At 64.3% G+C, this 25862-nt stretch carries 21 protein-coding genes; 13 read left to right on the top strand and 8 right to left on the bottom strand.

The features are described 5' to 3' along the window. Nucleotides 1–25 precede the first annotated feature (25 nt). The gene (locus GVM20_RS03810) at nt 26–442 is read left to right on the top strand and encodes an integron (RefSeq protein WP_166545975.1); all 417 of its coding nucleotides are present in this window, start codon (nt 26–28) and stop codon (nt 440–442) included. Here GVM20_RS03810 and gltX read toward each other — a convergent pair. The 4 genes from gltX to rpoB form a co-directional block, all read right to left on the bottom strand. After that, entirely contained in the window at nt 439–1797 is a 1359-nt protein-coding gene (gene gltX, locus GVM20_RS03805) for a glutamate--tRNA ligase (protein WP_166545974.1), read from the bottom strand. The genes GVM20_RS03810 and gltX overlap by 4 nt on opposite strands. 40 nt (nt 1798–1837) lie before the next feature. Next, the gene (locus GVM20_RS03800; RefSeq protein ID WP_166545973.1) at nt 1838–2278 is read right to left on the bottom strand and encodes a DNA-directed RNA polymerase subunit beta'; all 441 of its coding nucleotides are present in this window, start codon (nt 2276–2278) and stop codon (nt 1838–1840) included. Nucleotides 2279–2443: 165 nt separating this feature from the next. After that, nucleotides 2444–6748, bottom strand: coding sequence for a DNA-directed RNA polymerase subunit beta' (rpoC, locus tag GVM20_RS03795; protein WP_166545972.1), 4305 nt, complete (start codon nt 6746–6748; stop codon nt 2444–2446). A 76-nt stretch (nt 6749–6824) separates the two neighbouring features. Next, on the bottom strand, nt 6825–11024 hold the full coding sequence (gene rpoB / locus GVM20_RS03790; RefSeq protein ID WP_166545971.1) for a DNA-directed RNA polymerase subunit beta: 4200 nt from the start codon (nt 11022–11024) through the stop codon (nt 6825–6827). Nucleotides 11025–11675: 651 nt separating this feature from the next. On the opposite strand from rpoB, the gene GVM20_RS03785 reads away from it, so the two are divergent. The 6 genes from GVM20_RS03785 to GVM20_RS03760 all read left to right on the top strand — a co-directional run bounded on the left by GVM20_RS03785 (nt 11676) and on the right by GVM20_RS03760 (nt 15608). Beyond that, nucleotides 11676–11813 (top strand): hypothetical protein, encoded by a 138-nt coding sequence (locus GVM20_RS03785; protein WP_166545970.1) that lies wholly within the window; start codon nt 11676–11678, stop codon nt 11811–11813. Nucleotides 11814–11836: 23 nt separating this feature from the next. Next, the gene (locus GVM20_RS03780) at nt 11837–12391 is read left to right on the top strand and encodes a DUF2975 domain-containing protein (RefSeq protein ID WP_166545969.1); all 555 of its coding nucleotides are present in this window, start codon (nt 11837–11839) and stop codon (nt 12389–12391) included. Next, a complete protein-coding gene (locus GVM20_RS03775; RefSeq protein WP_160759531.1) occupies nt 12391–12627 on the top strand; it encodes a helix-turn-helix domain-containing protein in 237 nt (78 codons plus the stop codon). The genes GVM20_RS03780 and GVM20_RS03775 overlap by 1 nt, the downstream gene beginning before the upstream one ends. 407 nt (nt 12628–13034) lie before the next feature. Next, entirely contained in the window at nt 13035–13547 is a 513-nt protein-coding gene (rplJ, locus tag GVM20_RS03770) for a 50S ribosomal protein L10 (RefSeq protein WP_166545968.1), read from the top strand. Between the two features lie 71 nt (nt 13548–13618). After that, nucleotides 13619–13990, top strand: a complete 372-nt coding sequence (rplL, locus tag GVM20_RS03765) for a 50S ribosomal protein L7/L12 (protein ID WP_101794661.1) — start codon at nt 13619–13621, stop codon at nt 13988–13990. Between the two features lie 220 nt (nt 13991–14210). Next, the gene (locus tag GVM20_RS03760; protein ID WP_166545967.1) at nt 14211–15608 is read left to right on the top strand and encodes an MATE family efflux transporter; all 1398 of its coding nucleotides are present in this window, start codon (nt 14211–14213) and stop codon (nt 15606–15608) included. Here the strand turns inward: GVM20_RS03760 and GVM20_RS03755 are convergent. Beyond that, nucleotides 15605–16465, bottom strand: coding sequence for a mechanosensitive ion channel family protein (locus GVM20_RS03755; RefSeq protein ID WP_166545966.1), 861 nt, complete (start codon nt 16463–16465; stop codon nt 15605–15607). The genes GVM20_RS03760 and GVM20_RS03755 overlap by 4 nt on opposite strands. 245 nt (nt 16466–16710) lie before the next feature. Between GVM20_RS03755 and groES the strand changes: the two genes are divergently transcribed. From groES to GVM20_RS03740, 3 genes are all read left to right on the top strand, one after another. After that, nucleotides 16711–16998 (top strand): co-chaperone GroES, encoded by a 288-nt coding sequence (gene groES, locus GVM20_RS03750; protein WP_166545965.1) that lies wholly within the window; start codon nt 16711–16713, stop codon nt 16996–16998. 57 nt (nt 16999–17055) lie between these two features. Then, entirely contained in the window at nt 17056–18687 is a 1632-nt protein-coding gene (gene groL, locus GVM20_RS03745; protein ID WP_166545964.1) for a chaperonin GroEL, read from the top strand. A 209-nt stretch (nt 18688–18896) separates the two neighbouring features. Continuing rightward, nucleotides 18897–20042, top strand: coding sequence for a phytanoyl-CoA dioxygenase family protein (locus GVM20_RS03740; RefSeq protein ID WP_166545963.1), 1146 nt, complete (start codon nt 18897–18899; stop codon nt 20040–20042). 6 nt (nt 20043–20048) lie between these two features. On the opposite strand, the gene glpX is transcribed toward GVM20_RS03740, so the two are convergent. After that, on the bottom strand, nt 20049–21065 hold the full coding sequence (gene glpX, locus GVM20_RS03735) for a class II fructose-bisphosphatase (protein WP_166545962.1): 1017 nt from the start codon (nt 21063–21065) through the stop codon (nt 20049–20051). A 262-nt stretch (nt 21066–21327) separates the two neighbouring features. On the opposite strand from glpX, the gene GVM20_RS03730 reads away from it, so the two are divergent. Together GVM20_RS03730 and GVM20_RS03725 are read left to right on the top strand one after the other, a co-directional pair. Continuing rightward, entirely contained in the window at nt 21328–21777 is a 450-nt protein-coding gene (locus tag GVM20_RS03730; protein ID WP_166545961.1) for a hypothetical protein, read from the top strand. 11 nt (nt 21778–21788) lie between these two features. Continuing rightward, entirely contained in the window at nt 21789–22430 is a 642-nt protein-coding gene (locus GVM20_RS03725) for a hypothetical protein (RefSeq protein ID WP_166545823.1), read from the top strand. 67 nt (nt 22431–22497) lie between these two features. Here GVM20_RS03725 and GVM20_RS03720 read toward each other — a convergent pair whose 3' ends face one another. Both GVM20_RS03720 and GVM20_RS03715 read right to left on the bottom strand, forming a co-directional pair. Beyond that, entirely contained in the window at nt 22498–23844 is a 1347-nt protein-coding gene (locus GVM20_RS03720) for a homoserine dehydrogenase (RefSeq protein WP_166545960.1), read from the bottom strand. A 60-nt stretch (nt 23845–23904) separates the two neighbouring features. Then, nucleotides 23905–24771: a hypothetical protein gene (locus GVM20_RS03715; protein ID WP_234031831.1), complete on the bottom strand. Its 867-nt coding sequence runs from the start codon at nt 24769–24771 to the stop codon at nt 23905–23907. A 395-nt stretch (nt 24772–25166) separates the two neighbouring features. Between GVM20_RS03715 and GVM20_RS03710 the strand changes: the two genes are divergently transcribed. Beyond that, nucleotides 25167–25850, top strand: a complete 684-nt coding sequence (locus GVM20_RS03710) for an energy transducer TonB (protein ID WP_166545959.1) — start codon at nt 25167–25169, stop codon at nt 25848–25850. Nucleotides 25851–25862 lie beyond the last annotated feature (12 nt).

The raw sequence follows: 25862 nt of genomic DNA, 5'->3' as shown, positions 1-25862 counted from the left end.
GGCTGCTGGGTTAGGTAAAACCGGAATGACGCGCCCTGCCCTTCTCGCCTGTGCCGCTCTGACGCTGGCCCTGCCGGTCCGCGCCGAAGCGCCGCCGGCCCGTCCGGTATTGGTCGGCGGGTATGGCGATCTCGACGCCTGCCCAAGCATGGGCGCGATCATCCCGCTGCGCAAAGGCGGTGACGGCTATGTCGCCGTGCGCGCCGCGCCGAGCCGCAAGGCGCGCGAGCTTGACCGGCTAAAGTCGGGCCGCGAATTGCTATTGTGCCAAGCGAGCGAGGACGGCGCATGGGTGGGCGTGATCTACCCCGAGCCCTTCGGCGGCGCGGGCCCGGGCGACTGCGGCGTGTCGCAAAGCGCCGAAGGTCCGCCCCGGCCCTATGACGGGGTGTGCCTGTCCGGCTGGGTCGCGCGCCGCTACGTGGTGGTCACAGCGGGCTAGGCCGCCGCTTGAGCCAGTCTCGCGCGGGCTTCTTCCTCGCCGATCAGCGGTAGGAGCTCGCCCATATCGGGGCCATGATCCATGCCGGTGAGCGCCTGTCGCAGCGGCAGGAACAACCCCTTGCCCTTGCGTCCGGTGGCCTCCTTGAGCGCCGTGGTGAGCGCGCCCCACGGGTTATCGCCCCACGCCAGCAGCCGTCCGGCCTCGGCCAGAAACGCCTTGTCCTCGGCACTGAATTCGGGCTGCACAATCGGCCCGGTGACCAGCAGCCACCAGTCCGCCGCCTCGCCGATATGGGCAAGGTTCGGGCGGATCGCGTGCCACCCGGCCTCATCCATTCCGTCCGGCAGGCGAGCGGCGATCGCAGCAAACGGCAGCTGGTGGACGATCCCGGCGTTGAGCCGCTCCAGATCCTCCTCGTCAAACTTCGCCGGAGCGCGGCCGAAGGTGGCGAGATCAAAGCTTGCGACCAGTGCGGCGCGGTCTGCAATCGGCTCGACGGGCAGCGACGTGCCCAGCCGTGCGAGCAGCGCGATGATCGCCTCGGGCTCAATGCCGCGCTCCCGGAACGCATCGCAGCCAAGCGATCCGAGGCGCTTCGAAAGCTTGCCCTCACGCCCCACCAACAGCGCTTCATGCGCAAAGGCGGGCAGCGTTTTTGCTGCACTTTCTCCCGCAGCAAAGCCTGCAGCAAAAAGTGCGGTAAAGATCTGAATTTGCACGGCAGTATTGGACACATGATCCTCACCGCGCAGCACTTGCGTGACGCCCATGTCAATGTCGTCGACCGCGCTCGGCATCATGTAGAGCCACGAGCCATCGGCGCGGCGGATCACCGGATCGGAAAGCTGCGCCGCATCGAATTTCTGCGGGCCGCGGATACCGTCATCCCACTGGATCGGCTCGGCGTGATCGAGCAGGAAGCGCCAATGCGCAGGCGTGCCCTCGGCTTCCTTCGCGGCACGCTCGGCATCGGTGAGCTTGAGCGCGGCACGGTCGTAGATCGGCGGCAGGCCGCGACCCAAGGCGATCTTGCGTTTGACCTCAAGCTCCTGCGCGCTTTCGTAGCAGGGGTAGATCCGCCCCGCCGCGTGCAGCGCCGCAAAGGCCGCCTCGTAGCGGTCGAGCCTCGCGGATTGCCGCTCCTCGGCGTCCCAGCTGAGACCCAGCCAAGTCAGATCGGCGCGGATCGCATCGACATAGTCCTCACGGCTGCGCTCGGCATCGGTGTCGTCGATCCGCAGGATGAAGCGCCCGCCGCCTTGCCGCGCTAGCATCCAGTTATGGAGCGCGGTGCGGATATTGCCGACATGGAGGCGGCCGGTGGGCGAAGGGGCGAAGCGGGTGGTGATCATGCGGCGTGCGGTAGAACGCGAGCGCCCCGCCCGCAAGCGCTCACACGGCGCGCAGTTCCGCTGCGGCAAGCGCCAGTGCGCCTTCCCACAGCCGGTGCGTGCGGTCGGTGCGGATCAGGCCGGCCAGCGCCGCTTCGAACGCCGCGCGCTCGCCATGCGCCGCCGCATCGACAAAGGCGCCGATGGTCGCCTCGTCATGGCTGAGCAGTCCGCAGCAAAAGCGTGAGACGTGGATGTTCTCGGGCCAGCTGGCGGAGATCGTCTGGGCAAGGATCAGTGCCCGGGCCGCCACCTCGACGCTGCCGAGCCGCGTCGCAAGCTCCGGCACCGGATCCCGCCCCATGCGCTCATGCAGCGCGATCAGGCGCAGGGCATGGATAAAGCGACCGGCAATCGGCCCCAATGTCTGGAGACGCGGGGGTGCGGCGAGGGACGCGATGATGTTCTGGATCGTGGCGGAGGGGGGGTGGTGCCGGGACATGAAACCTCGCGTGTGCGTGCCGTGGGGACAGACTCACGTCTAGTTTAATTGCGAGTGATTTGCAATAGCGTCATTGGCCGCTCGTCCCGATGCGGCCTTAAAGAAAAGCCCCGCCAGAGCCAAAGCTCGGGCGGGGCGATTTTCTACCGCGCGGGCGGGAGAGGATTACTCCTCGCCAGCGTCATCCGCATCGGGGGCGGAAGCCGCAGCAGCCGCCATGGCTGCCATGGCCGCCTTCATCTTCTCTTCCGAGCCGACTGCGTCCGGGGCCGGTTCAGCTTCGCGCTGGCCGGTCGCGGCGAGCGTTTCCTGCTGCTTCTTCCACGCCGCCTTCAGGGCCGCATCGCGGCTGTTGGCGGTGACGCGCAGACGGTTCATGCCCGCGCCGGTACCGGCGGGGATGAGACGGCCGACGATCACGTTTTCCTTCAGACCGATCAGGGTGTCCTTCTTCCCTTCAACCGCCGCCTGCGTCAGCACGCGGGTGGTTTCCTGGAACGAAGCCGCCGAGATGAAGCTGCGGGTTTGCAGCGACGCCTTGGTGATGCCGAGCAGTACCGGATTGCCCGAAGCGCCCTGCTTGCCCTTGGCCAGCTTGCCGTTGATTTCCAGCATTTCAGCCAGATCGACCTGCTCGCCCGGCAGCAGGGTGGTGTCCCCGCCATCGGTGATTTCAACCTTCTGCAGCATCTGGCGAACGATCACCTCGATGTGCTTGTCGTTGATCTTCACGCCCTGCAAACGATAGACTTCCTGAATCTCGTCAACGAGATACTCGGCCAGCGCTTCGACGCCCATGACTTCGAGGATGTCGTGCGGGTTGGGCGAACCGGAAACAAGGGTGTCACCCTTCTTCACGTAATCGCCTTCCTGCACGTCGATCACCTTGGTCTTGGCGATCAGGTATTCTACCGGTTCGCCTTCCTCGGGAATGATCGCGATCTTGCGCTTCGCCTTGTATTCGCGGACGAATTCGATCCGGCCGGAAATCTTGGCAATGACCGAGACGTCCTTGGGCATACGCGCCTCGAACAGTTCGGCCACACGCGGCAGACCGCCGGTGATGTCGCGGGTCTTGGCGGCTTCACGGCTGGCACGGGCGAGAATGTCACCCGCCTGCACCGTGTCACCATCCGTCACCGACAGGGTCGTGCCCGGAGCGAGCATGTAACGTGCCGCTTCGATTTCCCCGCTGCCTTCGGCCAGAAGGGTCATGCGCGGACGCAGGTCTTCCTTCTTCTTGCGGCCGGTCGCACGGTTCTCCGTGACGACGCGCTGGGCAATGCCGGTCGCATCATCGACCTGTTCTTCGAGCGTGATGCCCTCGATCAAGTCCTGATACTTCACCACACCCGATTGCTCGGTGATGATCGGCAGCGTGAACGGATCCCACTCGGCGATACGGTCGCCGATCTTGACGTGATCGCCATCCTTGAACTTGATGACGGTCCCGTAAGGCACCTTGTGCATTTCACGCTCGCGCCCTTCGGCGTCGATCACGGCGATTTCGCCGTTGCGTGCAAGGCTGAGGATGCGGCCCTGCTTGTCCGAGATGGTCGGCATGTCGCGCAGTTCGATGCGGCCTTCCGAAATCGCCTCGAGGTGCGAGGTTTCGTTGAGCTGCGCCGCGCCGCCGATGTGGAAGGTCCGCATCGTCAGCTGGGTGCCGGGCTCGCCGATCGACTGCGCAGCGATAACGCCCACAGCTTCACCGATGTTCACCGGCGTCCCGCGGGCCAGATCGCGGCCGTAGCAGGTCGCACACACGCCCTGCTCAGCTTCGCAGACCAGCGGGCTGCGGATCTTCGCCGACTGCACTTCGGCCGCTTCGATGGCCTTGACCATCGCTTCGTCGAGCAGAGTGAGCTTGGGAACGATGACCTCACCCGTCGTGGCGTTGACGATATCCTCCATGGTCGTGCGACCAAGGATACGCTCACCAAGCGACGCGATGACACTACCACCCTGAACGATGGCGCGCATTTCGAGGTAGTTCTCGGTGCCGCAATCTTCCTCGACGATGACGCAATCTTGCGACACGTCGACCAGACGGCGGGTGAGGTAACCCGAGTTGGCGGTCTTCAGCGCGGTATCCGCGAGGCCCTTACGGGCGCCGTGGGTCGAGTTGAAGTATTCAAGAACGGTCAGACCTTCCTTGAAGTTCGAGATGATCGGGGTCTCGATGATTTCGCCCGAAGGCTTGGCCATCAGACCGCGCATCCCGCCGAGCTGCTTCATCTGCGCCGGGCTACCACGGGCACCCGAGTGGCTCATCATGTAGATCGAGTTGATCTGGGCTTCCTTGCCCGTTTCAGGATCGATCGGAGTCGCCTTGATGCGCTCCATCATGGCGTCGGCCACAAGGTCACCGCACTTCGACCAGGCATCGACCACGCGGTTGTACTTTTCCTGCTGCGTGATCAGACCGTCCTGATACTGCTGCTCGTACTCGGCCACCAGCGACTTGGTGCTTTCGACCAGTTCGATCTTGGCATCGGGGATGATCATGTCATCCTTGCCGAAGCTGATCCCCGCCTTGAACGCGTGACGGAAACCGAGGCTCATGATCGCGTCGGCGAACAGCACCGTGTCCTTCTGGCCGGTGTGACGATAGACCTGATCGATCACGTCGCCGATTTCACGCTTGGTGAGCAGGCGGTTGATGATGTCGAACGGAACCTTGTGGTTCTTGGGCAGGCATTCGCCGATCAGCATCCGGCCCGGGGTCGTCTCGAACCGCTTCATCACCACATTGCCATCTTCATCGGCCTGCGGAACGCGGGCGAGAATGCGGGTGTGGAGCGTGACAGCCTTGGCTTCCAGCGCCTGATGCACTTCGGCCATGTCGGAGAAGCGCGCGAGACGCTCGACCTTGGTGCCATCGGCGTTTTCGAGGTATTCCGGGAACTTCTCCTGCCGCTCCATCGAGAGGTAGTAGATCCCCAGCACCATGTCCTGCGAAGGTACGATGATCGGCTTGCCGTTGGCGGGCGAGAGGATGTTGTTGGTCGACATCATCAGCACGCGCGCTTCGAGCTGGGCTTCCAGTGACAGCGGCACGTGGACCGCCATCTGGTCACCGTCGAAGTCGGCGTTGAAGGCCGAGCAGACCAGCGGGTGCAGCTGGATCGCCTTGCCTTCGATCAGCACGGGCTCGAACGCCTGGATGCCCAAGCGGTGCAGCGTCGGCGCGCGGTTCAGCAGCACCGGGTGCTCGCGGATCACCTCGTCAAGGATGTCCCAGACTTCCTTGCGCTCCTTCTCGACCCACTTCTTGGCCTGCTTCAGGGTCATGGAGAGACCCTTGGCATCCAGACGGGCGTAGATGAACGGCTTGAACAGTTCGAGCGCCATCTTCTTGGGCAGGCCGCACTGGTGCAGCTTGAGTTCGGGACCGGTCACGATCACCGAACGGCCCGAATAGTCGACGCGCTTGCCGAGCAAGTTCTGACGGAAGCGGCCCTGCTTGCCCTTGAGCATGTCGGACAGCGACTTCAGCGGACGCTTGTTGGCGCCGGTGATGACACGGCCGCGGCGGCCATTGTCGAACAGGGCGTCAACGGCTTCCTGCAACATGCGCTTTTCGTTGCGGACGATGATGTCCGGTGCGCGCAGTTCAATGAGGCGCTTCAGGCGGTTGTTACGGTTGATCACGCGGCGATAGAGATCGTTGAGATCCGACGTCGCGAAGCGACCGCCATCGAGCGGCACCAGCGGGCGCAGTTCGGGCGGGATCACGGGAATCACTTCGAGGATCATCCATTCCGGACGGTTGCCCGAATCGATGAAGCTTTCGACGACCTTCAGACGCTTGATGATCTTCTTGGGCTTGAGCGCCGACTTGGTGGTCGCCAGCTCTTCCATCAGCGCGTCACGCTCGGCCTCAAGGTCGAGCTGCATCAGCATGGTGCGCACGGCTTCCGCGCCGATATCGGCGGTGAAGGCGTCCTCGCCATATTCGTCCTGCGCTTCGAGCAGTTCGTCTTCAGTCATCAGCTGGAACTTCTCCAACGGGGTCAGACCGGGTTCGGTGACGATGTAGCTTTCGAAGTAGAGCACGCGCTCGAGCTGCTTCAGCTGCATGTCGAGCAGCAGGCCGATGCGCGACGGCAGCGACTTCAGGAACCAGATGTGCGCGACCGGCGCGGCCAGTTCGATGTGGCCCATGCGCTCACGGCGCACCTTGGTCACGGTGACTTCGACGCCGCACTTTTCGCAGACGACGCCCTTGTACTTCATGCGCTTGTACTTGCCGCACAGGCACTCGTAGTCCTTCACGGGGCCGAAGATGCGCGCGCAGAACAGGCCGTCACGCTCGGGCTTGAACGTGCGGTAGTTGATGGTCTCCGGCTTCTTGATCTCGCCATAGGACCACGAGCGGATACGCTCCGGCGAAGCGATGCCGATCTGGATCTGGTCGAAGGTTTCGGGCTTCGCCAGCTGGTTGCTGAATTTGCTCAGTTCATTCATGACTGTGTTCCCTAAGGGGGATGAAACTCTCAGGCGGAGGGGGACGGGGCCGAGGTGTTACCCCCGGCCCTGCGCCTTATTCCGCTGCAATCGCGCTGTAGTCGGTCTGGTCGGCGTCCTCGTCATCGAGGATCGACTTCAGTTCGACGTTCAGACCCAGCGAGCGCATTTCCTTGACGAGCACGTTGAAGCTCTCAGGGATGCCGGCCTCGAAGGTGTCGTCACCCTTGACGATCGCTTCGTAGACCTTGGTGCGGCCGACCACGTCATCGGACTTCACCGTCAGCATTTCCTGCAAGGTGTAGGCGGCGCCGTAGGCCTGGAGCGCCCAGACCTCCATTTCGCCGAAGCGCTGGCCGCCGAACTGCGCCTTACCGCCCAGCGGCTGCTGGGTGACGAGGCTGTACGGCCCGATCGAACGCGCGTGGATCTTGTCGTCGACCAAGTGGTGCAGCTTGAGCATGTAGATGATGCCCACGGTGACCTTGCGGTCGAACGCTTCGCCGGTGCGGCCGTCATAGAGCGTGGACTGACCCGAAGAGTCGATCCCGGCCTTGATCAGCATTTCCGACACGTCCGGTTCGCGTGCGCCATCGAACACCGGGGTCCCCATCGGCACGCCAGCCGCAAGGTTGCCCGCCAGTTCGACGATATCGGCCGTGGTGCGGCTGTCGAGATCCTCGAAATACTGGTCGCCGTAGATGTCCTTCAGACGATCGACCACCGCTTCGGGGGGCTTCACGCCGGCGTAATCTTCGGCAGCATTCGGGTTGGCAGCGCGCCAGGCGTCCAGCATGTCCTTGATCTCGTGGCCGAGGGCACGCGCGGCAAAGCCGAGGTGCGTCTCGAAGATCTGACCGACATTCATACGCGACGGCACGCCCAGCGGGTTGAGCACGAGATCGACCGGGGTCCCGTCTTCGAGGAACGGCATGTCCTCGATCGGCAGGATGCGGCTGATCACGCCCTTGTTCCCGTGGCGACCGGCCATCTTGTCGCCCGGTTGCAGCTTGCGCTTCACCGCGACAAACACCTTGACCATCTTGAGCACGCCCGGAGCGAGTTCATCGCCGCGTTCCAGCTTTTCCTTGCGGTCATGGAACTTGGCATCGATCACCGCGACGGCTTCGTCGTACTGGGTCTTCACCGCTTCGATCTGCGCCTGTCGGCCATCATCCGCGACGGCGAACTTGAACCATTCGAAGCGCTCGAGCTCGTCGAGCATCTCGGCGGTGATCTCCACGCCCTTCTTCGCACCCTTGGGGGCAGCCGATGCGGTCTGGCCGATCAGCATGTCCCGCAGGCGGTTGTAGGTCGCACGGTTGAGGATGTTGCGTTCGTCGGCCGCGTCCTTGCGGAGGCGTTCGATTTCCTCGTTCTGGATCGCACGGGTACGGTCATCGATCTCGATCCCGTGGCGGTTGAACACCCGGACTTCGACGATGGTGCCCGCAACGCCCGGCGGCAGACGCAGCGAGGTGTCACGCACGTCGCTCGCCTTTTCGCCGAAGATCGCGCGCAGCAGCTTTTCTTCCGGGGTCATCGGCGATTCGCCCTTGGGCGTGATCTTGCCGACGAGGATATCGCCCGGATGCACTTCCGCACCGATATAGACAATGCCCGCTTCGTCGAGGTTGCGCAGCGCTTCCTCGCCGACATTGGGAATGTCGCGGGTGATGTCTTCCGGCCCGAGCTTCGTGTCACGCGCCATGACTTCGAACTCCTCGATGTGGATCGAGGTGAAGACGTCATCCTTCACGATGCGTTCGCTGATCAGGATCGAGTCTTCGTAGTTGTAGCCATTCCAGGGCATGAACGCGACGAGGCTGTTCTTGCCCAACGCCAGCTCACCCAGATCGGTCGAGGGACCGTCAGCGATGATGTCGCCCTGTTCGATCACATCGCCCACCTTCACCAACGGACGCTGGTTGATGCAGGTGTTCTGGTTCGAACGCTGGAACTTCTGGAGCGTGTAGATGTCGACGCCCGACTGGCCGGGTTCGACATCGCCGATCGCACGGATCACGATACGGGTCGCGTCGACCTGGTCGACGATCCCGCCGCGCTTGGCCGCAATCGCCGCGCCCGAGTCGCGCGCCACGGTTTCTTCCATGCCGGTGCCGACCCACGGTGCTTCGGCCTTCACAAGCGGCACCGCCTGGCGCTGCATGTTCGAGCCCATCAGCGCGCGGTTGGCGTCATCGTTTTCCAGGAACGGAATGAGCGAGGCCGCGACCGAAACCAGCTGCTTCGGCGACACGTCCATCAGCGTGACGTGCTCGCGCATCGCCATCAGGTTGTCGCCGTTGTGACGCGCCGAGACCAGTTCTTCGACGAACGAGCCGTCTTCGTTCAGCTCAGCCGAGGCCTGCGCCACGGTGTGCTTCTGCTCTTCCATCGCGGAAAGGTAGATCACGTCGGCGGTCACCTTGCCGTCGATCACCTTGCGGTACGGCGTTTCGATGAAGCCATACTTGTTGACGCGGCTGAACGACGCGAGTGAGTTGATCAGACCGATGTTCGGGCCTTCCGGCGTTTCAATCGGGCAGATGCGGCCATAGTGGGTCGGGTGAACGTCGCGGACTTCGAAGCCTGCGCGCTCACGGGTGAGACCACCCGGGCCCAAGGCCGAAACGCGGCGCTTGTGGGTGACTTCCGACAGCGGGTTGGTCTGGTCCATGAACTGCGACAGCTGCGAGGAGCCGAAGAATTCGCGCACCGCCGCCACAGCGGGCTTGGCGTTGATGAGGTCGTTCGGCATCACCGTCGACACATCGACCGAGCTCATACGCTCCTTCACGGCGCGTTCCATGCGCAGCAGGCCGACGCGGTACTGGTTTTCCAGCAGCTCGCCCACCGAACGCACGCGGCGGTTGCCGAGGTTGTCGATGTCATCGACTTCGCCCTTGCCGTCCTTGAGGCCGACAAGCTCCTTCACCACCGCGAGGATATCTTCCTTGCGCAGCGTGGTGATGGTGTCTTCGCACTCGAGGCCGAGACGCATGTTGAGCTTCACGCGGCCAACAGCCGAGAGGTCGTAACGCTCGGCATCGAAGAACAGGCCTTCGAACAGCGCTTCGGCGGTTTCCTTCGTCGGCGGTTCGCCCGGACGCATGACCTTGTAGATCGCTTCCAGACCTTCGTCGCGGTTCTCGGCCTTGTCGGCCTTCAGCGTGTTGCGGATCCACGGGCCGGTGTTGATTTCATCGATGTCGAGCAGCGGCAGGGTATCGATCCCGGCCTTGTCGAGCGTCTCGATATGCTCGAGCGTCACTTCGTCGCCAGCTTCGATGTAGATGCGACCCGTGCTCTCGTCGATCATGTCGCCCGCAGCGTAGCGGCTGACGACTTCCTCGGTGGGGAGCAGCAGTTCCTTCAGGCCATCCTTGGCGGCCTTGTTGGCTGCGCGCGGCGAGATCTTGAGACCGGCGGGGAACACTTCCTCACCGGTGGCCGCATCGACCAGCGCGAAGGTCGGCTTGGCATTGCGCCAGGCTTCGGCCTGGAACGGAATCTTCCAGCCATCCTTGGCGCGCTCCCACACCACGGTGTTGTAGAAGTGATGCAGGATATCCTCGGCATCGAGGCCGAGCGAATAGAGCAGCGCCGTGACCGGCAGCTTGCGCTTGCGGTCGATACGGACGTTGACGATGTCCTTGGCGTCGAATTCGAAATCGAGCCACGAACCGCGATAGGGGATCACGCGGGCCGCAAACAGCAGCTTGCCCGACGAGTGGGTCTTGCCGCGATCGTGATCGAACAGCACGCCCGGCGAACGGTGCATCTGCGAGACGATCACACGCTCGGTGCCGTTGATGATGAAGGTGCCGTTGTCCGTCATCAGGGGCATGTCGCCCATGTAGACGTCCTGCTCCTTGATATCGAGGACCGAGCGGGTTTCGGTCTCGCTATCCACCTCGAACACGATCAGGCGCAGCGTCACCTTCATCGGGGCGGCATAGGTGATGCCGCGCTGACGGCACTCGGTGGTGTCGTACTTGGGCTCTTCGAGTTCGTAATGCACGAAATCAAGCTCGGCGGTGCCGGCGAAATCGCGGATCGGGAACACCGAACGCAGGGTCTTTTCGAGGCCCGAGACGTAGCCTGTCGCCTTGTCCGACCGCAGGAACTGCTCGTAGCTTTCGCGCTGAACCTCAATCAGGTTCGGCATCTGCACCACTTCGTGGATGTCGCCGAAGATCTTGCGGATGCGCTTCTTAGCGGTGCCCTGCGCCTTGCGGCTGCGAGTGACGGGCGGCTTCGCCTTGGTTGCCATGGAGGAGTAGGCCTCTTTGATTGGGCCACGCGAGAGAGGCTCGCGCGGACGGGAAAAATCGCTGTCGTTCCACGCGAAAATCCGGCCATTCCAACGCACAAACGCCGCATGGCCAACCCCGACTATCCGGTCGGTGCTGGCAGCAGCATTCTGTTTTGCGTCGCGAAATGGCCTGCGCCGCTTCCATCCTGAGGCCGATTCCCGCGCATGAATCAGCCTTGCTCGAAGCGGTCGAGAGCGCGCGATGTAGGAGCGCGCCCGGCCGATGTCAACGCCGTGCCGGGGCGAATCGGGACGGACGACAGCAGGTCTTTCCTACCACCCCTTCGCAGGCGCAGGCTGTCTTGATGTTCGTTCGTCCGGTTCTTTCTCAAGGTTCACCGCCCGCTCCTCCAGCCACACCCCGCGCTTTCGCGCCGCACATATCTGTCTGTCCGCTTCGCAAAGCGCCTCTTAATGCACTGATTAAACACGATAGATTGGCATGTTGGGAAGGTGACACGGTGTCACCTTTGTCCGCATGTTGACGCAGGGTTTGCCGAAATTCAACGCGAACAATATCGTTTTTCAATATTATTGATTGACGATATGTCGCGAATCGGATTAGAGAAGTTTTATCGAATCACGATGTGCCCAACCAAGGAAATCGATATGAACAGCATTGCCAACACCGCACTGGCCGCCTGCGCTGCCCTTGTCCTCTCGCTCGCGTCGATCGGCGCGATCGTCACCGTGCCCCCGGCAGAGGCCGCTGCGCCTGCCGCGCTCAACCTGCCCGATCTGGCCTGACGCCCGCCAACAGGAGCTGTCCCATGACCAAGCCCGATAGAACCTCCGATCTCCTGCTGCTCGCCGGCAAGGTCGTTACCGTTATGATGCAAGGCGCCATGGTGATCGGCGCCGCCGCGCTGGTCATCGCCCTCGGCGCCATTGCCTTCTTCCAGGACACCATCCAGGCCGAGATGCTGGCCGACCCGGACTTCAAAGGTGTCGTCTTCCCGACGCTCACCATCTTCGGCATCATGCTGATCGGCCTCGCGATCGTCGCCACGCTGTTCGTTTTCTTCGGCCGGCTGCGCGCGATCATCAACACCGTGGGCGAAGGCGATCCCTTCGTGCCGGTCAACGCCGAAAGGCTGAGCCTGATGGCATGGCTGATGCTGGGCGTGCAGTTGCTGGTGCTGGCCGCGATCCCACTGGCGCTCAATCTGGTCGAGCTTGCGGATGATCTGGGCGAAAGCTCCCATATCGAAGTCAGCAGCGGGATCGACCTTAGCGGGATCCTCCTCGTCATCATCCTGTTCATCCTCGCCCGCGTGTTCCGCCACGGCGCAGCGATGCGCGAAGACCTCGAAGGGACCGTGTGATGCCCCCCATCAACGATGATCTCGAAGGAACCCGCATCATGGTGAAGCTTGACGACCTGCTCTACGCCCGCCGCATGACGCTGACCGAATTGGCCGAGCGGGTCGATCTGACGCTGGCCAACCTGTCGATCCTCAAGACCGGCAAGGCCAAGGCAATCCGCTTCTCCACCCTCGCCGCGATCTGCCGCGAGCTGGAGTGCCAGCCGGGCGACCTGCTCGCTTACGAAGCGGAGTAGAGCATGATGCGAGTCCCCGCGCAGGCAGGGACCTCAGGATGGCTTGCGCCACTCCGACTGGGGCCTCCGCCTGCGCGGGGGCTCACAGCATTGAAGGCGGAGACTCGCTGCTTTTGCTTGACCCACGCTGGCAAATCCTTATTGGCCGCCGCGATCCCTTCGGGGGTCATCCGTCCGAGACCGTTGGTGAAGGCAATTGGGCCTTCTTAATTTCCAGCCTAGACGGGGAAACGAGATTTCGCAGGCAGCCCTATGCTGTTTGCTCGCGTGCCTGCCATGATGCCGGCGCACACCCTCCTTCCCTTTCGACGGACTCGCCCGTGTTCGGAGCTTCGGCCCCGTGCGCGGACAAACGTAGCCGATCGTGCAGGAGCCATCCTGCCCGATCATTTGTGAAGGAGTATGGCATGGATCGTTCGCAGAAAGCCGACGCGGTTGCCCAGCTCAATGCGGTCTTCAACGAGGTTGCCGTGGTGGTCGTCACCCGCAACCTCGGCATGACGGTGGCTCAGTCCACCGCCCTGCGTCTGAAGATGCGCGATGCTGGCGCTACCTACAAGGTTGCGAAGAACCGTCTCGCCAATCTCGCTCTTGAAAACACCGACTATGTCGGGATCAGTGACATGCTCACTGGCCCGGTCGGGCTGGCCTGGTCGACTGACCCGGTCGCGGCTGCCAAGGCCGCTGTCGAATTCGCCAAGACGAATGACAAGCTCGAAATCGTCGGCGGTTCGATGGGTTCGGTCGTTCTCGACGAAGCCGGGATCAAGGCACTCGCCTCGATGCCCAGCCTCGACGAACTGCGCGCCAAGCTCATCGGTCTGGTCAACGCACCTGCGACGAAGATCGCCCAGGTCGTTACCGCACCCGCCGCCAAGGTCGCTCGTGTGTTTGCCGCTTACGCGGACAAGGCAGCCTAAGAGACGTTTTTCGTTTTACGAAACAATCTATTGGGGCGCATTTGCCCCGCCACAATTTGGAGTGAACCATCATGGCCGATATCGCCAAGCTTGTTGAAGAACTTTCGAAGCTGACCGTCCTCGAGGCGGCTGATCTTGCCAAGGCCCTCGAAGAAGCATGGGGCGTGAGCGCCGCTGCTGCTGTCGCGGTTGCCGCTGGCCCCGCCGCTGCTGCCGAAGCTGTCGAAGAGCAGACCGAATTCGACGTCATCCTGACCGGCGACGGCGGGAAGAAGATCCAGGTCATCAAGGAAGTCCGCGCCATCACCGGCCTGGGCCTGACCGAAGCCAAGACCCTCGTGGAATCGGCTCCGAAGGCCATCAAGGAAGGCGTCAACAAGGCGGAAGCCGAAGACATCAAGAAGAAGATCGAAGAAGCCGGCGGCACCGTCGAACTCAAGTAATCTTCATCGCAAGTTTTGCGGGTGTCTTGAAGCACTCGCAGATAGGAGGGCGGCGCCAGCGATGGTGTCGCCCTTTTTGCGGCCCTCGGTGCGCACCGCCTGCCCCCCCCGCATTCCAGCCGCGCTGACGCCCTTCGGCCGGCGGCGGTATTTGCACTTCCCCCGAATCGCCGCCGCGCCTATCCGGGCCGGCTCGCCAGCTGCGGGCAATGAACCGATCATGCAACAGACACACACCCTTCAAACGCCCAGCTGGGGGCAGGAACTGCGCGCGACGCTGGGGCTGGCCGTGCCGCTTGCCGCCACGAACCTGTTGCAGATGCTGATCCACGCGGTCGACGTGGTGTTCATCGCCCGGCTCGGCGATCAGCCGCTGGCCGCCTCCAGCCTCGCCATCGCCATCTTCGGCCTGACGGTCTGGGCCATGACCGGACTGATCGGCGCCTGCGCGCCGCTGATCGCGGCCGAGCGCGGGCGCAAGCTGCATTCGGTGCGCGAAGTTCGCCGCACGGTCCGCATGGGAATGTGGGCCGCGGTCGGCTTCGGGCTGGTCGGCATGGCCGTCTGCTTCAGCGGCGAGGCACTCTTGCTGGCCAGCGGGCAGGACCCGCAGATCGCGGCTATGGCGGGCGATTTCCTCGCGGTCCTGTCATGGGCGATGATCCCCATGGTGCTGGCAGGCGTGTTCCGCATCTTCGTCGCCGCGCTGGGCAAGCCGGGCTATGCCACCACGATCACGCTGCTGGCGCTGGGGACGAATGTGCTCGGCAACTGGACGCTGGTGTTCGGCAATCTCGGACTGCCCGCGCTCGACCTTATGGGCTCCGCGCTGTCGAGCGTGATCACCGCGCTCGCCATGCTGATCGCCTATGTTGTTGTGATCCGACGCGACCGGAGTTTGCGACGCTACCGCATTTTCGGCCGCTGGTGGCGACCCGAATGGACGCGGCTCAAGCAGATCATGGTGATCGGCACGCCGATTGCCTTGACCGTGATGGCCGAGGCGGGGCTGTTCAGCGGGGCAGCGCTTTTGATGGGCCGGATCGGCGAGACCGAGCTCGCCGCGCACACGCTGGCGCTCAATCTGGCAGCACTGGCGTTCCAGATCCCGTTCGGCACCGCGCAGGCGGCGACCATCCGGGTCGGCTATCATCACGGGGCGGGCGACCGCATCGCCGCCGGGCGCGCGGGCTGGGTGGCGATTGGCATCGGCACGGGCTTCATGACCACCACCGCGCTGGCGATGGTGGTGATGCCGACCCTACTCCTGACGATCTATATCGACCCGGCCCTGCCCGCCAACGCGGCTCTGGTCGCCTTCGCGCTGCAATATCTGACGCTGGCCGCGATCTTCCAGCTGGCGGACGGCGTGCAGGCGGTGGCGGCGGGCGCGCTGCGCGGGCTTCAGGACACCCGCGTGCCGATGTGGATCGCGATCTTCAGCTATTGGGTGCCGGGGTTCGGCTGCGCGATCGGGCTCGGGTTCTACACCGCCCTCGAAGGGACGGGCGTATGGATCGGGCTGGCGACCGGATTGTTCTTCGCCGCAGCGGGCCTGCTGTGGCGCTGGGCGCGGCGCGACGCCCTGGGGCTGACGCGCTACGAGGCAGCAGCCTAGCGCGGCGGAGCGGCCGCCGCCGGGGCAACACCGGTCGGGATCGTCAGCCCAAGCTCGTCGAATTTCAGCTTCACGCCTTCGTTCAAGGCCCATGACAGGGCGAGATAATCGCCAGCTTTGCACCACACCCGCAGGCCGACGCGCACCGAGTTATCGGCAAGCCCCGCGACAAAGGCGACCGGTGCAGGCTCGGCCAGCGCCCGCGGATCGGCGGTTGCCAGCTCCAGCATCGCGGCGCGCGCGGCGCGCAGGTCGTCCTCGTAGTTGATCGGCACCACAAGCTCGAACCGCCGCGTCGGCAGGCGCGAATAATTGACCACTGCCTTGTTCCACAGCTCGTTGTTGGGGACCATGACATAAAGCCCGTCGAGCTGAAGCATCTCGGTGGTGAACAGGCCGATCGCCTGCACCGTACCTGCCACCGGACCGGCGGTGATGTATTCGCCGACGCGGAACGGGCGCTGGATCAAGATCATGACGCCGGCCGCGACATTGCTGAGCGTGCCTTGCAGCGCGAGGCCCACCGCCAGCGCGAGGCCGCCCAAGGCCGCGATGATGCTGGTGGTTTGCACCCCGAACTGGGTCAGCACGGTAACGGCAACCACCACCCACAGAGCATACTTGATGATGTTGCTGAGGAACTTGGCGACCGTCGGCTCGATTCTGCCCGACCGGGTCAAGGCGCGGTCCGCGCCGCGCGACAGCAGCCGCGCCAGGATCACGCCGATGACCAGCACCGCGATTGCGCCCGCGATCTGCGGGATGCTGTCCATCAACCACTGCCAGGCGCGGGTGGCCATATCGATCTCGTCGCCGAGACGGGTGGCAATCTTGGGCGGAAGCTTGGGGGCACTCATCGGGCGAACAGGCTCCAGGTGACGGGTCCGCGCAGGGGACGCGGCGGGAACGGAAGGGGCGAAGCCGGTTCGATAACGAAGCAAGCTGGCGCTGGCCACCCCGGCGGCCAATTCGCCCGCCGAGTGAAATTTTTTGCGGGCCGAGGGGTTGATTCATTCGCCCCCCACGACCAAATGCCTCCCCGTTGGCACTCTCAGAGGGAGAGTGCCAAGCAACCTCACCCATTTAAGGAAAGGTCATAACAATGGCATTTCGTCCGCTGCACGACCGCGTTGTGGTCCGTCGCATCGAAGCCGACCAGAAGACCGCTGGCGGCATCATCATCCCCGATAGCGCCCAGGAAAAGCCGAGCGAAGGTGAAGTCATCGCCGTTGGCGAAGGCAACCGCGACGATTCCGGCGCGCGCATCGCGCTCGACGTCAAGGTCGGCGACCGCGTCCTGTTCGGCAAGTGGTCGGGCACCGAAGTCAAGATCGGCGGCGAAGACCTGCTGATCATGAAGGAAAGCGACATCATGGGGATCATGGGCTGAAGCCCCTGATTATCATCGCTTCTTTCAACTCGTAACCTCATCTCAGGAGAAACAATCATGGCAGCCAAGGACGTAAAGTTCGGCCGCGAAGCCCGCGAAGGCATTCTTCGCGGCGTCGATATCCTCGCCAATGCCGTCAAGGTGACCTTGGGCCCCAAGGGCCGCAATGTCGTCATCGACAAGAGCTTCGGCGCACCCCGCATCACCAAGGACGGCGTCACCGTCGCCAAGGAAATCGAACTCAAGGACAAGTTCGAGAACATGGGCGCCCAGATGCTGCGCGAAGTCGCCAGCAAGGCGAACGACAGCGCCGGTGACGGCACCACCACCGCCACCGTGCTCGCTCAGGCCATCGTCACCGAAGGCATGAAGTCGGTTGCTGCCGGGATGAACCCGATGGATCTCAAGCGCGGGATCGATCAGGCCGTGCTCGCCGTGGTCGAAAACCTCAAGAGCCGTTCGAAGGACGTCTCGGATTCGTCGGAAATCGCGCAGGTCGGCATCATTTCGGCCAATGGCGACCGTGAAGTCGGCGAGAAGATCGCCGAAGCCATGGAAAAGGTCGGCAAGGAAGGCGTGATCACCGTCGAGGAAGCCAAGGGCCTCGAATTCGAACTCGATGTCGTCGAAGGCATGCAGTTCGACCGTGGTTACCTGTCGCCCTACTTCATCACCAACCCCGACAAGATGACCGTGGAACTGGATAACCCCTATATCCTGATCCACGAAAAGAAGCTGTCGAACCTCCAGGCGATGCTGCCGATCCTCGAAGCTGTGGTGCAGTCGGGCCGTCCGCTGCTGATCATCGCTGAAGACATCGAAGGCGAAGCGCTGGCGACCCTGGTGGTCAACAAGCTGCGCGGCGGCCTGAAGGTTGCGGCCGTCAAGGCTCCGGGCTTCGGCGATCGTCGCAAGGCGATGCTGCAGGACATCGCGATCCTCACCAAGGGCGAGATGATCAGCGAAGACCTCGGCATCAAGCTGGAGAACGTCACCGTCGGCATGCTCGGTCAGGCCAAGAAGGTCTCGATCGACAAGGACAACACCACCATCGTCGATGGCGCCGGCGCTGCCGATGACATCAAGGCGCGCGTGGCCGAAATCCGCACCCAGATCGACAACACCTCGAGCGATTACGACCGTGAGAAGCTGCAAGAGCGTCTCGCCAAGCTCGCTGGCGGTGTGGCCGTGATCAAGGTTGGCGGCGCGACCGAAGTCGAAGTGAAGGAGCGCAAGGACCGCGTCGATGACGCGCTTCATGCAACCCGCGCTGCGGTGGAAGAAGGCATCGTCCCCGGCGGCGGTACGGCTCTGCTGTACGCCACCAAGGCTCTCGAAGGCCTCAAGGGTGCGAACGAAGACCAGACCCGCGGCATCGACATCATCCGCAAGGCGATCACCGCCCCGATCAAGCAGATCGCCCAGAACGCCGGCCATGATGGCGCCGTCGTTGCAGGCAACCTGCTGCGCGAGAATGACGAAACGCAGGGCTTCAATGCGTCGACCGACGTCTACGAAAACCTGGTGAAGGCCGGCGTGATCGACCCGACCAAGGTCGTCCGCACCGCGCTGCAGGACGCAGCCTCGGTTGCTGGCCTGCTGATCACCACGGAAGCGGCGATCGTCGAGCGTCCAGAAGACAAGCCGGCCTCGCCCCCGATGCCCGACATGGGCGGCATGGGGTTCTAAGCCGCTAGGGCGGGCGGAGCGAGCCACGCTCGCACCGCCTCGCCCGCGGCCGGCCAGCGGGGCCACCGGCCCCGTCTGACGACTCCGGCTCCGCCGGAGTCGGCCCAAGCACCAGACAAGAAAACCCCGGCGGAGCGATCCGCCGGGGTTTTTCTGTGCGTGGCCCAGACAGGGAAGCCAAGCCCCGTGTCTGGCACGGGCTGACGGAGATGAGGTCAGTCGCCCCCGTTTACCTGATGGTGAACTTCCCCTGCCATACCAGCAGCATGGATGGATTGCGCATCTCCAACGACACCTCGGCCTATGAAGTCTCCGCCGCTCTCGACGGTGAGGGGCGGCTGACCGATGCTTGCGTCCAGCAGGCGCTCACCATGATGGACACGCATGGTCTCGTCGTCATCACCGGGCTGCTGTCCAACAGCGAGGCCGAGGCGGGGCTTGAGCTGGTGCGGCAGACCATCGCCGATCCCGATCGCGCCCGCAGCGCCTTCGCCAGCGAGACTGACAATCTTTATGTCCGGCGCGATTTCTGCTCGCTGCCGTCAAATCCCGGGGTCACGCGCTTTGCCGCCACGCTGGCGCAGCGGCTGGCGGGCGTGCTGACGGAGTATTGCGGCCGGACGCGCCCCGTGCTCGAGATCGCGACCTTCACCAGCTATCTCGGATCCTCGCACCAATATATTCACCGCGATCCGGCAGGCGTGATCAGCATGTTTGCGGCGCTCGAGGATGTGTCACCCGAGCAGGGGGGCACGGTGTTCGTGCCGGGGACGCACCAGTATGGCGGGGCCGATTACCAGCATGGCGGAGGGGCTTACGGCCTGATGGAGTTGTTCCGCACGCGCGCCAATGCCGCGATCTTCCGGCACAATCTGGCCAAGCTGTGGCGGATGCGCGGATCGTCCGATGCGCCGCTGGCTCCGGGAGAATTCCGCGACCGGGTGTTTTCGCGCCTATGGGATCAGCACCAGCCCAACATCCTGCGCTTTCTGCTGGGCAAGAATTCGCAGTTCAGCCTGCGCCATTGCAGCCCCGGCACTCTGTGGCGGCTGCAGCGCGAGCGCGCGGTGCTCGACGAGAGGTTCCGGCTGGTGCAGGTCGCACCGCGCAAGGGGACGGTGATCCTCTATCGCAGCGACTTGTTGCATGCAGGGCCGGACAACCGCTCCACCCGGCCGCGGCGGTTCTTCGGGATGAGTATCGCGCGCGACATCATCGACACCAAATACTGGCACGATGGCTATTCCCCGCACCCGAGCCTGATCGCCGCGCCGCTGACCCTTGGCGACCTGCTCATCGCGCCCGCAGCCGCACCCAGCGTGCCGGAGCCCCGCCAACGCGCGCTGGCAGAATAGGCGTGCTTACCCGATCCGGTGCTCGCCCTTGATCCACCGGACGGTCCCAGAGCTAGCCCGCATCACCACGCTTTCGGTCGTCAGGATCATCTCGCCAGTGTGCTTGCGGCGGCGCTTCACCCCGCTCAGCAGCGAACCGTCTGTCACGCCGGTCGCGGCGAAGATGCAGTCACCCTTGGCGAGGTCTTCAAGCTTGTAGATCCGGTTCAGATCCTCGATCCCCCACTTGCGGGCGCGGGCCTTTTCGTCGTCGTTGCGGAACACCAGTCGGCCATTGAACTGCCCGCCGACGCAGCGCAGCGCCGCTGCCGCCAGCACGCCTTCGGGCGCGCCGCCCTGGCCCATGTAGAGGTCGATCGTGGTTTCCTCGTCGGTCACCGCGATCACACCGGCAACGTCGCCGTCACCGATCAGCACCACGCCGCAGCCCAGCGCGCGCAGTTCCGCGATCAGCTCCGCATGGCGGGGACGGTCGAGCACGCAGACATTGATCTCGCTGGGCTTCACGCCCTTGGCCGAAGCCACCGCCATGACGTTCTCGGTCGGCGATTTGGCAAGGTCGATGATGCCTTCGGGATAGCCGGGGCCAACCGCGAGCTTGTCCATGTACACATCCGGCGCGTTGAGCAGGCAGCCTTCTTCCGCCGCCGCCAGCACCGCCAGCGCATTGGGGCCGGCCTTCGCCGTGATGGTGGTGCCTTCGAGCGGGTCGAGCGCGATGTCGATCTTCGGACCTTTGCCCATGCCGACCTTTTCACCGATGAACAGCATCGGGGCCTCGTCCCGCTCGCCCTCACCGATCACCACGGTGCCGTCCATATAGAGGTTGTCGAAGGCGCGGCGCATGGCTTCCACGGCTGCGGCATCGGCCGCCTTTTCATCACCGCGTCCGATCAATTGCGCCGCCGCGATGGCGGCCGCTTCGGTGACGCGCACCATTTCCAGAACCAGCACGCGCTGGATGGCATTGTCCGCTGCGGCTTGCTCGGCAATGGTGAGGTCGGTATCGGTGGCGGAGTTCATGCGCAATTCAGCCCTTTATTGCTTTTGTTGCAGCTACCTTTGGAATGCCTTGGCGCTTAAGCGGATGGAGACGGGTTTGTCGAGCAATGCAACACCTGTCGGTCCCCGTTTTCGCTTCGGCCTGACGGCTTTCGCGGCAATCGTCGCCGCGCCTTTGGCCGCGCAGGATGACAGGGCAGCGACAAATGCCCCCTCTGCTGAGCCGACTCCGGCCCCGACGCCTGCGGCAGAGGGCCCGCCAGCCCCCCCGCGCGTCAACCTGATGGTCACGGTCCCGCGCGGTGAGGTCAATCAGGCGCAGCTTCAGGAATGCCGCGATGATGCCGATGCGGGCACGATCAGCGGCGAAATCGTGGTGTGCCGCGAAACCGGCAATAATGGCGAAAGCCCGCTGACCGGGGATCGCGACGCGACGCAGAAGCGCTACGCGCAGGAGACCATGCTGAAGGGCGCTCCGCGTGCGCCTGAAGCTTTCGGGATTCCCGACAATGGCAAGGGCATCGGGTTCGGCAAGCCACCGCCGGTGGCGATCACGGTCGATTTCGACGCCCTGCCCACCGCGCCCGCCGGATCGGACGCGGATCGCATGGCGCGCGGCCTCCCGCCGCTGGGCGAGGAGCGCGAATTGACCGAGGAAGAGGAACGGGCCCGGCGCGAAGCTGCGGGGATCAAGACCAGCACCCCGCCGCGCCCGAAGAAGAAGGGCGGTTAGGGCGCCGCGCGGTGGTGTGGGCAAGCCTTGTCGCGGCGGTGCTGATGGCCGCCAGCGCGCAACCCCAGGCTCAGGGGCAAGCCTCCCGCCTGCCGCCCCGATCTCCGCCGCCAACCACAGCCGAATCGCCGCCCGAACGTATTCCGATTGATCTGGGTGAGGATGAGTGGGTGAGCGATCCGCCGCAGACGATCGACATTCTCGCCCCGCCCACCCAATCTGAAGCGGCCAATGCTGCCGAACTGAAGGACTGCGAGAACCAGCGCGAAGCGGGGGTGGTCGCGGGCGAGATCGTGGTGTGCCGCGAGCTGCCCGCCGACACCAGCCAGCTCTACAGCGGGAGCCGTGAGGCGTGGCTGAGGGACTATGCCGGGCGGACAAAAGGACCGAGCACCCCCGATGTGGCGGGACCGGGCATCTTTCGCGGAGAGCCGACCATCAGCGGGCTATGCTTCATACCCCCCTGCCCCAAAGACCCGGCGCTGATCATCGACGTGGAAGCGATCCCGCCACCGCCCGAGGGCTCGGACGCGGAGCGCGTGGCGCAGGGGTTGGCCCCGGTCGATGGAGACGATGCCCCGCTCTCCGCCGAGGAGCGCCGCCGCAAGGAGGCGGCGTTGGGGTTGCCGGAGGCGCGAATCCCCGAGGAATGACGTCCCTGTCTCCCCTCCCCTCAAGGGAAGGGGCTTTGTTCGCGCGCAATTGCAGACAGCCTGAGCCCTATAGCGGCAGGATCGGCAGCACCAGCGGCTCGCCCGTGAGGCTGTCCGAGCCTTCGAGCAGCGCCAACGCCTTTGTCACGCAGCGCTCGGGCCCTTCGTGCGTGACCATCGCCACCATCACCTCGCCCCCGCTCTGCGAGCGGCCTTGCTGGATCAGACTCTCGATCGACACGTCCCCGTCCCGCAGCGCAGCCGTGAGTTCGGCCAGCACGCCGGGGCGGTCCTTGACCATGAAGCGGATATAGGTGCGCTCGGTGCGGTGACCCGGCTCGGCAGGCGGCATCGCGGCCAGCTGCGCGCTGGGGATCGAGAAAGGCGCGCCCACCTCGTCGCGGGCAATGTCGATGAGGTCGGCGGCGACAGCGCTCGCGGTCGGCCCGTCGCCTGCACCGGCGCCCTGGAACAGCAGGCGACCGGAGAAATTGCCCTCGGCCACGACCGCGTTGGTCGGCCCGTCGACGGCGCTGAGGGGGTGGCCCCGCGCGACCAGACAGGGACGCACGCGCTGAAGCAGGCGGGGGCCGTCAGGCGTCTCTTCCACATCGGCTTCACCGATCAGACGGATGACGAAGCCAAGCGCCGCTGCCTGCGCAATATCGGCGGCGCGCACCTGCGTGATGCCATTGACCCGCACGCCGGCGAAATCGACCCGTGTTCCAAACCCGATGGCGGCGAGGATCGCCAGCTTGTGCGCCGCGTCCACGCCTTCGATATCGAATGCGGGGTCAGCTTCGGCAAAGCCGAGCCGCTGCGCATCGGCGAGCACATTGGCAAAGTCCGCCCCGGTCGCTTCCATCTCCGACAGGATATAATTGCAGGTGCCGTTGAGGATGCCGTAAACCTTGGTGAGCGCGTTGGCAGAGGTGCCTTCGCGCAATCCCTTGATCACCGGGATGCCCCCGCCGACGGCGGCCTCAAACTTCAACGCGGCGTCATGCGCCTCGGCGAGTTCGGCCAGCTCCAGCCCGTGATGCGCGATCATCGCCTTGTTGGCGGTGACGAGGCCCTTGCCCGCCCCCAAGGCCGCGCGCGACAGCGCCAGCGCGGGCCCATCCGAGCCGCCGACCAGTTCCACCACCACGTCCACATCTTCGCGCCGGGCGAGCGCGGTCATGTCGTCTTCCCACGCGAAGCGGGCGATATCAACGCCGCGATCCTTGCCGCGGTCCCGCGCGCTCACCGCCACGACCTCGATCCCGCGGCCCGCGCGCGCGGCGATCAGGGCGCGGTTGGTGTCGAGCAACCGGATGACGCCCGCACCCACAGTGCCGAGTCCGGCAATAGCAATGCGCAGCGGATTCGGGCGGGGCGGTTGAGCGGCGGTATCGGCCAAGCGGTCCTCCATCAGTGACTGAGGGCGGCGCTTAACCGTGCAAATCGCGCGGTCAAGCGCGGATGCTCGCCATCAGCCCTTGGTGATCCGCCGCACACACGGCCCGAGTGCTTCCCGGACGAAGGCATAATCCGCTGCCGCAAGCCGTCGCTCCTCGGGCTCGCGCGCGAGGTTGGCGTTGCTCGGCAGCTGCGCAGGGAGGGCGCAGGCGAGGCGATACCAGCGCAGGGTCTCCGGCGCAGGCGGACGCGCCGCCGAATCGATGATCTCGCCCCACGACACACCCCATTGCGGACGCTGGCCCGGGCGGCGCAGCACGGTGATCGACACGGGCGAGCGGTTTTCGGTTGCCAGAAAGATCTGCGTCTCCGATTCGCCGGTCAAGGTGCCCTGCACCGCCAAGGCATCACTGATTCCAGTGATACGGGGGGGCGTGCTGGCCCCGGCGTAAAGTTCGGTCAGGATCGGACGCAGGCGGGCTTCCAGCTCCGGCGTATAGGTCAGCTGCGCGCCGGGAGAGACGAGCTGCACTTCCCCTGCGCGGCCCGGGACACTGCGCGCAAACAACAGGACTTCGCGCTTTTTCAGCTTGGGAACCTTGCCCTTGGCATCCAGCGGAACGTCAACCAGATAGGCCAGCGTGCCGCCCACCGTGCTGCGACCAGCAATCAGCGCAAGCGTGTTGGCTTCAATATACAACCGTGCGAATCCCGGTGCGAGACCGGGCGCGCGGTCAGGCTTGAGCGTCGTCTGGCGGCGAATCTGCGCCCGAATGACCAGTTCCGCAGCGTCAGAAAAGGTCGCCAGATCGGCATATGTCGGCCCATCAGAGGCCGATGCAGCAATTGGCGCAGGCACCTGTGCGTGTGTCGCAACCGGCACCAGCGCAAGCCATGCGGTGGCCATGATCGATACCTTCAGCGTATTGAAAAACGGCATTAATTTACCCTTAACTTATGGCCCTGCGACAGCCCCTGACTAACGACCGCTTGACCGCCATTTAGCAGCGCTTGTTGCACATGGCTCGCAGTGAATTGTCTATGAACCGCAAAAGGGTTTGATCGGCTAGGGGATGCCCGTTAAAGCCCGAGAGACTGATTGCGCGGGACTGGGGACATTGCCGCGGGAACAGTTCAGGTTGCAGACTGGGTTGTTTTGCTCAGAATGTACCAGCCGGGGAAGGTTTCGGGCCATGCGTGTTGCGCTGGCCCGTATTTCTTGTCCCGGCGTGGGAGGACCGAAATGACCGGGATCCGCCAACCTGCCGTTATGGCCGGGAGGTGGGGAGTTTGCCGATCCTCGTGATCGGCTAGTATTTGGAGAGAAAGCGCTGGATGTCCTACGCTAGCCAACAACAAGGGTTGACCGGCCCCAAGCTTGTCGCACTGATCATCGCACTCGCGATCGTCGGTAGTGTCGGTCTGGGCATGGTCGTCTTTCTTGCCGTCGACGCCGTCAAGGAGGCGATCGAACGTGTGACCACTGTGGAAGTCAAGGAAGAGGAGCCGCCGCCAGAGCCGGATGAGCCGCCGCCGCCGGAGCCTGATACCCCCGATCCGGTCTCGCCTCCGCCGCCCAACGCGCCGGAATCGCTGATCGAAATGCCGCGGGAATCGCCGATCACGACCACGCAGCGCGAAACGCCTCAAGAGGTATTCCGCAGGCCTGACGTGACGCCGGAACCGGTGCGACCGGCCGAGCCGGTTGCGAGGCCTCCGTCCAAGGCGCGTGGTGTGCAGCCCAAGAACCAGCGCAGCTGGGCCGCCCGTATCCAGGACAACTACCCGCGCCGTGCTGCGCAGGAAGAAATCGAAGGCACCGTGGGCGTACGCGTCACCGTGACGGCTGACGGCAAGGCCACTGGCTGTTCGGTGACCTCGTCGAGCGGATCGGACATCCTTGATGCTGCGGCCTGCAAGGATCTCGAACGTTACGGACGGTTCGACCCGGCTCTCAACGATGCCGGTGACCCGATCAGCGCCAGCTGGTCCACGCGCATTACCTACAAGCTGAACTGACGGATCAATCCG

Source organism: Porphyrobacter sp. SLTP, from assembly GCF_009905735.1.
Taxonomy (GTDB): domain Bacteria; phylum Pseudomonadota; class Alphaproteobacteria; order Sphingomonadales; family Sphingomonadaceae; genus Erythrobacter.
This window is presented reverse-complemented; position numbering and strand designations above follow the sequence as displayed.